This window comes from Nonomuraea sp. NPDC001831 (genome assembly GCF_042892035.1).
In the GTDB taxonomy this organism is placed as follows: Bacteria; Actinomycetota; Actinomycetes; order Streptosporangiales; family Streptosporangiaceae; genus Nonomuraea.
Window position 1 is genome coordinate 204,798 of record NZ_JBIATU010000012.1, and the last position, 12,353, is coordinate 217,150.

Genomic DNA, 12,353 nt, shown 5'->3' on the forward strand with positions numbered 1-12,353 from the left:
GTCGATGCTACTTACGACTTGGCCGCCGGCTTCTTCGCGGTCGTCTTCTTCGCCGGGGCCTTCCGCGTGGTCTTCTTCGGCGCGGGCGCCCGCTCGCGGCGCTCGGCCAGCAGCTCGGCGGCCCGTTCGATGGTGATGTCCTCGACAGTGTCGCCCTTGCGCAGCGACGCGTTCGTCTCGCCGTCGGTCACGTAGGGGCCGAAACGCCCCTCCTTGACCACGACCGGCTTCTTCGACACCGGATCGTCGCCCAGCTCCCGCAGCGGCGCCGCCGCCGCGGCCCGCCGGCCGCGCTGCTTGGGCTGCGCGAACAGCTCCTTGGCCTGCTCGATCGTGACCGTCAGCAGGTCCTCTTCCGAGGTGAGCGAGCGGGAGTCGGTGCCCTTCTTGATGTACGGCCCGAACTTCCCGTTGTGCGCCACGACCTCCTCGCCGTCGAGCTCGCCCACCACCCGGGGGATGGCCAGCAGCTTGAGCGCGTCGTCGAGGGTGATCGTGTCCAGCGACATCGTCTTGAACAGGGAGCTGGTGCGCGGCTTGGGGGCGTCTGCCTTCTTCGTCCGCTTCTTCGGCGTCTCGTCCTCGGCCGGCTCGGGCAGGATCTCCGTCACGTACGGGCCGTAACGGCCGTCCTTGGCCACGATCGTGTGCCCGGTCACGGGGTCCTTGCCCAGCTCGCGGTCGCCGGTCGGGCGCGAGAACAGCTCCTCGGCCTTCTCCGCCGTCAGTTCGTCGGGCGTGGTGTCCTCGGGCACGTTGACCCGCGCGCCGTCTCTGTCCAGGTACGGCCCGTAACGCCCGACCCGCAGGACGATGTCCGTCCCCCTGATCGGGAACGAGCTGATCTCCTTGGCGTCGATGTCACCGAGGTCGGTGACCATCTCCTTCAGGCCCTCGTCGCCGTCGCCCGCGCCGTAGTAGAAACGCTGCAGCTCGGGCACCCGCTCGGCGCGGTCGTTGGCGATGTCGTCGAGCACCTTCTCCATCTCGGCCGTGAAGTCGTAGTCGACCAGGTTGCCGAAATGCTGCTCAAGCAGGTTGACCACGGCGAAGGCCAGGAATGACGGCACCAGCGCGGTGCCCTTCTTGAACACGTAGCCGCGGTCGAGGATCGTGCCGATGATCGACGCGTACGTCGAGGGCCGCCCGATCTCGCGGTCCTCCAGCTCCTTGACCAGCGAGGCCTCGGTGTAGCGGGCGGGCGGCTTGGTGGAGTGGGCGGCCACGTCGAGCCGCGACACGGTCAGCGCGTCGCCCTCGGCCAGGTTGGGCAGCCGCTTCTCGGAGTCGTCGCGGTCGGTCGAGGGGTCGTCGGCCCCCTCCACGTACGCCTTGAGGAACCCGTAGAAGGTGATCGTCCGTCCCGAGGCGCTGAACTCGACGTCTTCGCCGGAAGCCGAACGGCCGCCGACCTTGACGCTGATCGACTCGCCGACCGCGTCCTTCATCTGCGAGGAGACGGTGCGCTGCCAGATCAGCTCGTACAGGCGGAACATGTCGCCGGACAGCCCGGTCTCGCCCGGCGTGCGGAACTCCTCGCCGGAGGGCCGGATCGCCTCGTGGGCCTCCTGCGCGCTCTTGACCTTGCTGGTGTAGACGCGCGGCTTGTCGGGCACGTACGCGGCGCCGTAGAGCTTGATGGCCTGCGAGCGGGCGGCGGCGATCGCGGTCTCCGACAGCGTGATGCTGTCGGTACGCATGTAGGTGATGAAGCCCTGCTCGTACAGCCGCTGGGCGACCTGCATCGTGTACTTGGCGGAGAAGCCCAGCTTCCGGCTGGCCTCCTGCTGCAATGTGGTCGTCCGGAACGGCGCGTACGGCTTGCGCGTGTACGGCTTGCGCTCGACGGACCTGACCGCGAACGACGTGCCCTGGAGCCGACCGGCCAGCTCACCGGCGGCGGCCTCGGACAGGTGCAGCACGTCGGCCGTCTTGAGCTGCCCGGTGCTGGCGAAGTCGCGCCCCTGGGCCACCCTCTTGCCGTCGACCGAGGTCAGCGTCGCGGTGAAGTCACGCGGCCGCTCCTCGGGCTTGCCCGAGTCGAACAGCGCCTGCAGGTCCCAGTAGTGGGCGGAGGTGAACGCCATGCGCTCCCGCTCGCGCTCGACCACCAGCCGCGTCGCCACCGACTGCACCCGGCCCGCCGACAGCCGCGGCTTGACCTTCTTCCACAGGACCGGGCTGACCTCGTAACCGTAGAGCCGGTCGAGGATGCGGCGGGTCTCCTGGGCGTCGACCAGGCGGAGGTTGAGATCGCGCGGGTTCGCGACGGCGTCGCGGATGGCCTGCGGCGTGATCTCGTGGAACACCATGCGGTGGACGGGCACGGTCGGCTTGAGCACCTCGCGCAGGTGCCAGGCGATCGCCTCGCCCTCCCGGTCCTCGTCAGTGGCCAGGTAGAGTTCGTCAGCACCCTTCAACAGCTGACGCAGCTTGCTGACCTGCGCCTTCTTGTCGGGGTTGACGACGTACAGCGGCTCGAACTCGTGCTCGACGTTCACGCCAAGGCGTGCCCACGACTCCTTCTTGAAGGCCTCGGGGATGTCGTCGGCCCGCTCCGGCAGGTCACGGATGTGGCCGATGCTGGACTCGACCGTGTAGCCGGCGCCGAGGTATTTCTCGATCGTCTTCGCCTTGGCGGGCGACTCGACGATCACCAGGCGTGTTCCGCCGGAGCTGCCGTTCTTGGCTGGCACGCTGCTTCCTACCTCACTGTTCGCTTGCAATCCCCCTGCCGGGAGTCGGCATAGATCTGAAAGGTAACCCGACTCGCGGAAATTTCCTTCCCCCGGGCTACCCACTAGCTTCCGGGTCCACCCACAAGCACGCAGAATAAGCCCCATCGAGCGGCATGGCGCCCTGACTCACCCTGGAGACTAATCGTTGTGCTCGACTACTCCTACATGGATATCTTCATCCCGCGCGACCTCACTCGCGAAGCCGCACGTCAACTGCTGACCGAACACGCAGAGTACGGCCAGTGGGAGCTCGCCCGGGTGCGGGTGCACCCCGACGGGAGCCGGCACGTACGGCTGCGACGCAAGGTCATCCGTGTCCGCAGCACGCTCTGAGCCTGGACATGGCTTTGCCCGCTCCGGGCCGCGCCCCCGGAACGGGCAAAGCATCTATCGCCTACCGCTCCCAGGCGGTGGAGCGGTAGCGGTATCTGTGGTTACCGACCTATGCCGTATATCTACTTACGGCCGAACCGGAACCGGCGGGCGGTCGCGAACAGCGTGGCCGATGCGGCGAACATCGAGCCGAGCAGCAGCGCGAGCAGCGAGCTGGAGTTCATCCCGGTGAGACCGGCGGGCTGGGCGGCGCTCATCAGGCCCAGGTTGCCGACCGGCAGGCCGCCGGTGGCGGAGGTGACGGCGCCGCCGACCGGGGTGGAGGAGAGCAGGTCGGTGGCCGGGGAGAGCGGCGACGAGGGCCGGGCCGGCGCCCTGCGCACGTGGTCGGTCCTGTCGGCCATGTGACGCTTGCCGGGCCGGACGGGCACCCGCTTCTCCCACGACTTGGCCGGCATGTCGACCTCGCCGGGCCTGGCCTGCGCCGGACCCTGCACCGGAGCCTGCGCCTGGCCGGGCAGGCCGGGCAGCTCGGGCAGGGCGGGCAGCCCCAGGGTCTTGGACGCGTCGTCCACGAGCGGCAGCGAGGACAGACCGCCGCCGACCGGCAGGCCCGAACCCCCCAGCTGCTGCGTCACATTGCCGGGGAGCGGCAGGCCTGAGCTCTGGAGCTGCTGCGTCACGTTGCCGGGAACCGGCAGGCCGCCCGCCTTCGACAGGCCGCCGACGTCCGGCAGCCCGGGCACGCCGCCGGTGCCGTTGACACCGTTGAGCGCCGGGACGGCGGGCACCGCGGGCAGCAGCCCGCTCTTGGCCGCGGCCTGGTGGCCGGTGGACCGCAGGAACTGGCCGTAGCCGCCCGGGTTGCCCGGCTTGCCGACGTGCGCGCCGCCCAGGCAGCCCGCCGCGGCGTCGCCCAGCACGGCCACGGCGTTGCCGCACACGTTGACCGGAGCCGTGATCGGCGCGATCACCTGGTTGCCGCTCAGCACGCCCGAACGCCCGGAGGTCGAGTTGCCGCCGCCGCCCACACCGTTGTGCGGCCAGACGGCCGCGCCGCCCTTGCAGTGGGCGTTGGAGGCGCCGAGCACCGCGGCGGCGTTGCCGCAGACGTTGAGCGGCGCGGTGATCGGAGCCACGACCTGGTTGCCCGCCCCGACGCCCGACTGCCCGGAGGTGTGGTTGCCGCCGGCGCCCCGGCCGCCGTTCTTGACCGACACGACGCCCCGGCACCCGGCGAACGCCTTGCCGAACGCGGCCACCGCGTTGCCGCACACGTTGAGCGGAGCGGTGATCGGCGCGATCACCTGGTTGCCGCTCAGCACGCCCGAACGCCCGGAGGTGGTGTTGCCGCCCGCCCCGGAACCGGCGCGGGTGTTCAGCACCGTCGCGCCGCCCCGGCAGTTGGCCACCGCGTTGCCGACGGCGTTGCCGCAGGCCGTGATGGGCAGGTTGACGGGGGCGATCACCTGGTTGCCGCTGCCGGCGCCGTAACGCCCGTCGGTGTCGTTGCCCGTGGAGCCCGGCGCGGCCATGTGGTGCAGCCAGCCGCCGCCGCCCGAGTTGGTGACGCTGGCGCCGCCCTGGCAGCCCGCGAACGCCCGCCCGAACACCGCCACCGCGTTCCCGCAGATGTTGATCGGGCCGTTGACCGGCGCGATCACCTGGTTGCCGCCCAGCGCCGACGACCGCCCGGACGTCCGGTTGCCGCCCGCGTTGCCGACGCCGCTGTTGTGCACGGAGGCGCCGCCCTTGCAGCCCGCGGTGGCGTCGCCGAAGATGGCCAGCGCGTTGCCGCAGGCGTTGATCGGAGCCGTGATCGGCGCCGTGAGCTGGTTCCCGCCGATGAGGCTGGAGTCGCCCGAGGTCTGGTTGCCCCCGGCGCCGCCCTTGCCCCTGTTGTGGACGGTCGCGCCGCCCCGGCAGCCCGCGTCCGACTTGCCGAACAGGGAGACCGCGTTGCCGCAGGCGTTCAGCGGCGCGGTGATCGGCGCGTTGACCTGGTTGCCGCCCAGCACGCTGGAGTTTCCTGAGGTGCGGTTGGGGATGTCGCTCGGGCCGGCGTTCTCGACCGAGGCGCCGCCCTGGGACCCGGCGGACGACTGGCCGGCCGCGCCGACGGCGTTGCCGCTGATGTCGATGGGCAGGTTGATCGGCAGGTTGACCTGGTTGCCGCCGCCGACGGAGGAGTTGCCCGAGGTGTCGGCGAAGGCCGCGCCACTGCCGAACGACATGACCGCGACCGCCAGAAGGGCCGCAGGAGTAGATGCTCTAGCCCACGTACGCATGGTGAATGCTCCTAGTGGTTCTTGGGGGGATACCTGAAACGGTTCGCGGGCAGCCGAGGCCGTGCGAGGTCGCACACAACGGTGACCTCGGATTCGCGAACAGGTTGACTGACGTCTCACCCGCCGGCGGAGGGGATCTGACCACGCTCCGCCGTCGCTCTCCGGACGGGACGTCCGGGGCGTGTCGAGATGGCGGGATCAGTCAGGTGAGAAGGAAGGGTCGTCCGCCGCTGTGCGGACGACGGGGGGCAGCACTCGCGCCATGACGGCGGACTGGTACTGCAGCCGCGGGTCGACACCGGACCTCGCGACATCCCCCATACCGGGCCCGAACGGGCCACTGCCACCACCGTTGGGCACCAGTCCATCGGTGTCCAAGATCTTTCCGGCGGAGGATGGTGGTGGCAGACCAGGATCCTGCTGGCTGTTGAGACCGTCCACGGTGCGGCCCGCCATCGCCTCGGCGTTGTCCGACGCCGAGAGGTAGCCGGGGACCGAAAGGGGAGCGGGGGCCGCGTCGGCGGCTCCTGTGGTGGCCGCGGTGGCGTCCGCGGCCGCCGGAGCGGCGGACATGGCTCCGAACACGACGGCGAGCAGCCATCCGGCCGCCACGAGGGCGCCCATCGCGACTGCTCGCACGACAACCCTGCGGGCACCGGCCGCGAACCGCGCCATCCGGTCGGCCCGCTCGGCGGTCGTGTCCTGCTCCGGGAGCGTCGTGGGCACGCGGCGCGCAGCGAGGGACGACGCCCTCGACTGCCCGACCTTCGTGCGTGCCACGTGACCTCCCAGCTTCGGAACCGGCCTCACGTCGTGAGGCCGGCCCGTGGACTCACCCCTCAACGATCCGTAACCGTAGCAGCACTCAAAGTTGCCGCAAGGGCTTTTCAGCAGAGACCCCGAAAAAGGCCAAGGACACGCGGGTCCGCTTCACGGAAGACACCCGGGAGGGTCATCAGGACGGTCCGGCGGGTCCGCCGGCGGGCCGCCGGAGAGGCGGTGTCTCTCCCCTGTGCCGATACTTGGTATGACTCACCCCCCAGAGTTTGCTAACCTTACGGAGCCGACGCGAGATGACGGTCCCGCGTGCAGGCACCAAGTCCGGGTGGCGGAATAGGCAGACGCGCTAGCTTGAGGTGCTAGTGCCCAGTGATGGGCATGGGGGTTCAAGTCCCCCCTCGGACACACACCGCACACATGTGGAGGCACCGGTTAACCGGGCCTCCACATTCTGCTTTCCGGGGCAGTACACGAATTCCCCACATCCTTGGGACCCCGGCCCCTCTTCTCCATGACGGCGATGCGCTGCGCCGCCGTAAGCGGCGTTCAGCTTCCCCTCCCCGCCAACGGTTCCGGCGTCTGACCAGCGCGGCGACGCGGTGGGGGCGGTGGTCGAGGGTGCGGCGATGAGTTTCGTCGGTGGGGGTGGTCAGTATGGGGGTGACGAGGACTACTGGCGAGACCCAAGACCGCCCGGCCGGCCGTGACGAGGTCAGGCCCGAGACCGATAGAGGTACCGTGTCCAGCCCACAGCTCGAATCATCCGCCAAGGGCGTGTCCGCCGGTTCGGGTCGTACGCCCGCCGTGATCCGGTTGCTGGTGCTGGCGACGTTCGTGGTCGTGCTCAACGAGACGATCATGATCAACGCGATCCCCCGGCTGATGGACGCCATGCACATCACCGAGCAGACCGCCCAGTGGCTCTCCACGGCCTTCATGCTGACCATGGCCGGGGTCATCCCGATCACCGGCTGGTTCCTGCAGCGGGTCACCACCCGCACGGCGTACACCACCGCCATGGGGCTGTTCCTGCTGGGCACGGCGCTGGCCGCGGTGGCGCCGGTGTTCGGGGTGCTGCTGGGGGCCCGGATCATCCAGGCGTCCGGCACGGCCGTGATGATGCCGCTGCTGATGACCACGCTGATGCAGGTCGTGCCGGAGAAGGACCGGGGGCGGGTGATGGGCAACGTGACGCTGGCGATCTCCGTCGCCCCGGCCATGGGCCCGGCGATCTCCGGGGTGATCCTGCACTTCGGGTCCTGGCGGCTGCTGTTCGCGGTGGTGCTGCCGATCGCCGGGCTGATCACGTGGAGCGGCCTGCGGCAGCTCAGGAACACCGGCGAGCCCGAGGTCAGCACCATCGACTGGTTCAGCGTGGTGACGGCGGCGGCCGGGTTCGGCGGGCTGGTCTACGGGCTCAGCCGGTTCGAGGGCGGGGACGTGCGCGTCGCCGCCGCGATCACGGCGGCCGGGCTGGCCGCCATCGCCGTCTTCGTGGTGCGCCAGCTCATGCTGCAGAGGCGCGGCGCGCCGCTGATGGACCTGCGCACGTTGCGCCACCGCACGTACACGGTGGCGCTGGTCCTGATGTCGGTGGCCTTCATGGCGATGCTCGGCTCGATGATCCTGCTGCCTCTCTACCTGCAGAACGTCCGGGCGCTCAGCGCGCTGGAGACCGGGCTCCTGGTGATGCCGGGCGGCCTGGCGATGGGCCTGCTCGGGCCGGCCGTCGGCCGCGTGTTCGACAACCACGGCGGCCGGGTGCTGGTCATCCCCGGCGCGATCGGGATCATGCTCGCGCTGGCCGGGTTCACCCAGGTCACGATGACGATGCCGTACTGGCAGCTGCTCGGGCTGCACGCGCTGCTCATGGTGAGCCTGGCCGCGACCTTCACCCCGGTCTTCACGCTCGGCCTGGGGGCGGTCCCGCCGCACCTGTACTCGCACGGCAGCTCGATCCTGAGCACGCTCCAGCAGGTCGCCGCGGCGATCGGCACCGCGATGGTGATCACCGTGATGAGCGCGCGGGCCGACAGCCTGCGGGCCGAGGGCCTCACGCAGGCGCTGGCGACGCTCGGCGGCATGCGGCTGGCGTTCGTGGTGGGGGCGGTCCTGTCGGTGGCGGTGGTGGTGACCGCGCTGCTGCTGCCGTCCCGGGCGGAGCGCGCCGTCGAGCACTAAAGGCGCACCGTCGAGCGCTAGGAGCGCGCCGTCGAGCAGCACTAGCAGCGCGCCGTCGAGCGCTAGGGGGCGGTGGCGCCCAGGTAGGTGAGGACGGCGCGCACCCGGCGGTTGGTGTCGTCGTCGGCGGCGAGGCCGAGTTTGGCGAAGATCGTGGTCGTGTACTTGCTGATGGCGCCCTCGCTGAGGAACAGCCGGGCCGCGATCGCCGCGTTCGACAGGCCCTCGGCCATCAGTTCGAGCACCGAGCGTTCGCGTTCGGTGAGGGTGGCGAGGGGGTCGGCGTGGGCGGGGCGGCCGAGCAGCTTCGCGACCACCGTCGGGTCGAGCGCCGTGCCGCCGTCGGCGACGCGGGCGAGCGCGTCCATGAACTGGCCGGCGTCGAGTACGCGGTCCTTGAGCTGGTAGCCGACGCCGCCCTGGCCGTCGGCCAGCAGTTCGCGGGCGTAGAGCTGCTCCACGTGCTGGGAGAGGATCAGCACGGGCAGGCCCGGCACCTCGCGGCGGGCGGCGAGCGCGGCCTGGAGCCCTTCGTCGGAGAAGGTCGGCGGCAGCCGCACGTCCACGATCGCCACGTCGGGACGGTGGCCGACCAGCGCTTCGAGCGCCGCGGGCCCGGAGTCGACGGCCGCGACGACGGTGTGCCCGTACGCCTGGACGAGCCGGACGAGCCCGTCGCGGAGCAGGAAGAGATCCTCGGCTATGACAAGTCGCACGGCACCGCCACTGAGACGCGGGTGGGACCCCCGAGGGGGCTGTCGATGTCCAGACGGCCGCCGAAGGCAGCCATCCGGCGTCTGACGCCGTCCAGCCCGGAGCCGGCGGACGCGCTCGCCCCGCCGGCGCCGTCGTCGGTGACGGTCGCGGTGAGGGTGCGCGCCTGCGGCTCGTAGCCGAGCTCGACGGTCGCCCGGGTGGCGCGGGCGTGTTTGGCCACGTTCGCCAGCAGCTCGGCGACGGCGAAGTAGACCGCGGACTCGACCGGACGCTCGGGCCGCGCGGGCACGGAGCTGCGTACGTCCACCTCGACGGGCGCGTCGAGCGCCAGGGCCCGGACGGCGTCGACCAGGCCGCGCTCGGTGAGCACCGGCGGGTTGATGCCGCGGACCAGGGAGCGCAGCTCGGCCAGCGCCGCGATCGACGAGGCGCGGGCGTCGGCCAGGATGGCGCGGGCGGCGGCGGGGTCGCTCTCCAGGAGGTGTTCGGCGGCCTGCATCGACATGCCCATGCCGACCAGCCGCGCCTGGGCCCCGTCGTGCAGGCCGCGCTCGATGCGTTCGAGCTCGGCGGCCTGGGTCTGGGTCAGGTCGGCGCGCACGGACTCCAGCTCCGCCACCCGCCGGCCGAGCCGCGAGTCCGGGATCGGGCCGAGGAAACGGCCGGCCAGGGGGCCGAGGACGCGCCAGGCGAACGGCGCGGCGGCCAGCCCGGCCACGATCAGGGCGAGGCCGAGGCCGCGGAGGTCAGGGACGAGCGTCAGGTAGCCGCCGCCGGCCAGGCCGATCAGCGGCAGGGCCGCGACCGGCAGCACGGTCAGCCCGGCGAGCAGGCACCACAGCCCGTCCCAGTGCAACTGGGGGTCGTGGAAGCGGGCGTTCATCCGGGCGCGGCGGCGGGCCTCCCGTTCGGTCTTGTGGTACTCCTCGCCGTCCCACCAGTGGCCGGTGGCCATGCGGGTGACCGGCGAGGGGGTGCGGTAGGCGACCTCGATGCGCAGGCCGAGCCAGCGCGCGGCGAGCCGGCGGGCGGCCTGGCTGAAGGCGCGGCTGGTCAGCGGGTGCACGACCCACAGGGCCACGGCGATCCACAGGATCACCACCAGCGTCTCGCCCAGCAGCGCCAGGGCCACGACGAGCGGGGGCCCGGTCAGGTTCGCCGACCAGGAGTAGGCCAGCTCGGCGCCGAAGTGGCCGACGACGACGCCGACGATCGGCATCAGGCAGGTCAGCAGGACCAGGACGGCCGAGCGGCAGAGTCCGAGCACGATCTCGGCGCCCCAGCGCAGGGGCCCGCCCCTCGCGGGCGACCTCACCTGCCAGCGTCCTTCGGCACGGCGCCAATTGTGCCAGGCTGCCCCTTTTGGCGAGGGCCTGGCCCCTCCCCCGGCATCCCGCTACGCCCCCGTACGAAGGGGGCCTGCGACGGCGACCGCGGCGCGGACGAACGCGGCCACGGCCGGCGAGCGGGACCCCTGCGGCCACCCCACGGCCAGCACAGACGGCGGCAGGTCGGCGACCTCGCGGTAGGCGATGCCAGGGCGGGGGTGCCGCCGTGCCACCGAGACGGGGACGAACCAGACGGCGCTCCCCAGTTCCACCAGGTTGCAGACCTGGGCCAGGTCCAGGCCGGTGCGACGCGGCGGGTGTCCGGGGAGGGGTTCGGCGCCGTCCCGCTCGGCGGGGGTGCCGTCGGGCAGCGGCCGGCCGGTCAGGTCGGCCATGGCCAGCACGGGCCGGGCGGCCAGCGGGTCGGCGGCCGGCAGCCCGACCAGACGGGGCTCGCTCAGCAGCGGCTCGGTGTCGAGGTCGCGGTCGTCGAAGGGGGTGGTCAGCAGCGCGACGTCGGCCCGGCCGTCGCGCAGGGCGGGGGCCTGCTCGTTGCGCCCGCCCAGCAGCAGCTCGACCGGGAGCGCGCCGTCCTCGTGGCGGTAGGCCGCGAGGATCCGGGGCAGCAGCCCGGCGTCGTAGTCGGCCTTGAGCGCCACCCGGAGCCCCGGCTCGGGACGGGCCGCGTGCCGGACCCGGCGGGCCGCCGCGGCGACCGCGTCGAGTGCGGCCCTGGCGTCGCGCAGGAAGACCTCGCCCGGCGGGGTGAGCGTGACCTGTCGCGTGGTGCGCTCCAGCAGGCGCACGCCCAGCCGGCGTTCCAGCTCGCGGATCGCCCGCGACAGCGGGGGCTGCGCCATGCCCAGCCGCTCGGCGGCCCGCCCGAAGTGCAGCTCCTCGGCCACGGCCACGAAGTAGCGGAGCTGGCGGACCTCCAGGTCATTCATATCCGCAGGGTATCAATGGCGATCGGATCGGTCCTTCAGGTTCGCCGCCGCGATCGGTTGACTGGCCGTGCCCCCCAGCACGACATCCCCGATTCTCCTTGGAGTTCTCCTTGATCGTCATCACCACGCCCACCGGCCGGATCGGCCGGCAGGTTCTCGACCTCGTCCTGGCCGCGGAGGAGCCGGTCCGCGTCGTCGTGCGGGACCCGGCCCGGCTGCCGGCAGCCGTGCGGGAGCGGGTGGAGGTCGTGCCGGGTTCGCACGGGGACGCCCGCGTCGTCGAGGAGGCGTTCGCGGGCGCCGACGCCGTGTTCTGGGTCGTTCCGCCGAACCCGCGGGCCGCCGGCCTCGACGCCGCCTACCTGGACTTCAGCCGGCCGGCCTGCGCGGCGTTCGTGCGCCGCGGGGTCGGCCGGGTGGTGGGGGTCTCGGCCCTGGGCCGCGGCCTGCCGCTGAACGCCGGTCTCGTGACGGCCTCGCTGGCCATGGACGACCTGATCGCCGCCACGGGCGTGCACTACCGGGCCCTGACGCTGCCCTCGTTCATGGACAACCTGCTCGACCAGGCGGCGGTGATCAGGGACCAGGGCGTGTTCTTCTCGCCGATCCACGGTGACCTGAAGGCCCCCGCCTGCGCCACCCGTGACATCGCGGCGGTGGCCGCCGGGCTGCTGCTCGACCGCGGCTGGACCGGGCGGGCCGACGTCCCGGTGCTCGGCCCGGAGGACCTGTCGGGCGAGGACATGGCACGGATCATGTCCGAGGTGCTGGGACGGCCGGTCGGCCTGCGGCACGTGCCGATCGCGGCGTTCCGGGCCATGATCGCCGAGCAGGGCTGGTCGGAGGCGATGGCCCAGGGGATGGCCGACATGATGGAGGCCAAGAACCAGGGGCTGGACAACGCCGAGCCGCGTACCGCGCAGGCCACCACGCCCACCGGTTTCCGTCAGTGGTGCGAGGACGAGCTGCGGCCGGCCGTCCTGGGCTGAGCGATCCCTTGTGCGGAGCCCGGGCGCGGCGTAGCGTGACTGGTGACCAAAT

At 71.9% G+C, this 12,353-nt stretch carries 9 protein-coding genes and 1 tRNA gene; 4 read left to right on the plus strand and 6 right to left on the minus strand.

Features of this window, described 5'->3' with window-relative positions:
- Positions 1–11: 11 nt before the first annotated feature.
- Positions 12–2,696: a type I DNA topoisomerase gene (gene topA, locus ACFYYW_RS33360; RefSeq protein WP_387654677.1), complete on the minus strand. Its 2,685-nt coding sequence runs from the start codon at positions 2,694–2,696 to the stop codon at positions 12–14.
- 207 nt (positions 2,697–2,903) lie between these two features.
- Here topA and ACFYYW_RS33365 point away from each other — a divergent pair, with 207 nt between their 5' ends.
- The gene (locus ACFYYW_RS33365; RefSeq protein ID WP_379478577.1) at positions 2,904–3,071 is read left to right on the plus strand and encodes a DUF5703 family protein; all 168 of its coding nucleotides are present in this window, start codon (positions 2,904–2,906) and stop codon (positions 3,069–3,071) included.
- A 122-nt stretch (positions 3,072–3,193) separates the two neighbouring features.
- Here ACFYYW_RS33365 and ACFYYW_RS33370 read toward each other — a convergent pair whose 3' ends face one another.
- Positions 3,194–5,305: a chaplin family protein gene (locus ACFYYW_RS33370; RefSeq protein ID WP_387654680.1), complete on the minus strand. Its 2,112-nt coding sequence runs from the start codon at positions 5,303–5,305 to the stop codon at positions 3,194–3,196.
- A gap of 252 nt (positions 5,306–5,557) precedes the next feature.
- Positions 5,558–6,139 (minus strand): hypothetical protein, encoded by a 582-nt coding sequence (locus tag ACFYYW_RS33375; RefSeq protein WP_352318525.1) that lies wholly within the window; start codon positions 6,137–6,139, stop codon positions 5,558–5,560.
- A 319-nt stretch (positions 6,140–6,458) separates the two neighbouring features.
- Here ACFYYW_RS33375 and ACFYYW_RS33380 point away from each other — a divergent pair.
- Positions 6,459–6,544: transfer RNA gene (locus ACFYYW_RS33380), tRNA-Leu, on the plus strand.
- 333 nt (positions 6,545–6,877) lie between these two features.
- Positions 6,878–8,320 (plus strand): MDR family MFS transporter, encoded by a 1,443-nt coding sequence (locus ACFYYW_RS33385; RefSeq protein WP_387654682.1) that lies wholly within the window; start codon positions 6,878–6,880, stop codon positions 8,318–8,320.
- A 62-nt stretch (positions 8,321–8,382) separates the two neighbouring features.
- On the opposite strand, the gene ACFYYW_RS33390 is transcribed toward ACFYYW_RS33385, so the two are convergent.
- From ACFYYW_RS33390 to ACFYYW_RS33400, 3 genes are all read right to left on the minus strand, one after another.
- Complete coding sequence (locus tag ACFYYW_RS33390; RefSeq protein WP_352318511.1) at positions 8,383–9,036, minus strand: response regulator transcription factor; 654 nt, start codon at positions 9,034–9,036, stop codon at positions 8,383–8,385.
- Positions 9,021–10,352: a sensor histidine kinase gene (locus tag ACFYYW_RS33395; protein ID WP_387654687.1), complete on the minus strand. Its 1,332-nt coding sequence runs from the start codon at positions 10,350–10,352 to the stop codon at positions 9,021–9,023. The genes ACFYYW_RS33390 and ACFYYW_RS33395 overlap by 16 nt, the downstream gene beginning before the upstream one ends.
- A gap of 81 nt (positions 10,353–10,433) precedes the next feature.
- Positions 10,434–11,312: a LysR family transcriptional regulator gene (locus tag ACFYYW_RS33400; protein WP_387654690.1), complete on the minus strand. Its 879-nt coding sequence runs from the start codon at positions 11,310–11,312 to the stop codon at positions 10,434–10,436.
- A 110-nt stretch (positions 11,313–11,422) separates the two neighbouring features.
- Between ACFYYW_RS33400 and ACFYYW_RS33405 the strand changes: the two genes are divergently transcribed.
- Entirely contained in the window at positions 11,423–12,301 is an 879-nt protein-coding gene (locus ACFYYW_RS33405; RefSeq protein WP_387654693.1) for an NAD(P)H-binding protein, read from the plus strand.
- Positions 12,302–12,353 lie beyond the last annotated feature (52 nt).

Excerpts from the sequence above, each read along its gene's own strand:
- ACFYYW_RS33400 (WP_387654690.1), bottom strand. The coding sequence starts at position 11,312 with ATGAATGACCTGGAGGTCCGCCAGCTCCGCTACTTCGTGGCCGTGGCC.
- ACFYYW_RS33370 (WP_387654680.1), bottom strand. The coding sequence starts at position 5,305 with ATGTCGTTCGGCAGTGGCGCGGCCTTCGCCGACACCTCGGGCAACTCC.
- ACFYYW_RS33365 (WP_379478577.1), top strand. The coding sequence starts at position 2,904 with ATGGATATCTTCATCCCGCGCGACCTCACTCGCGAAGCCGCACGTCAA.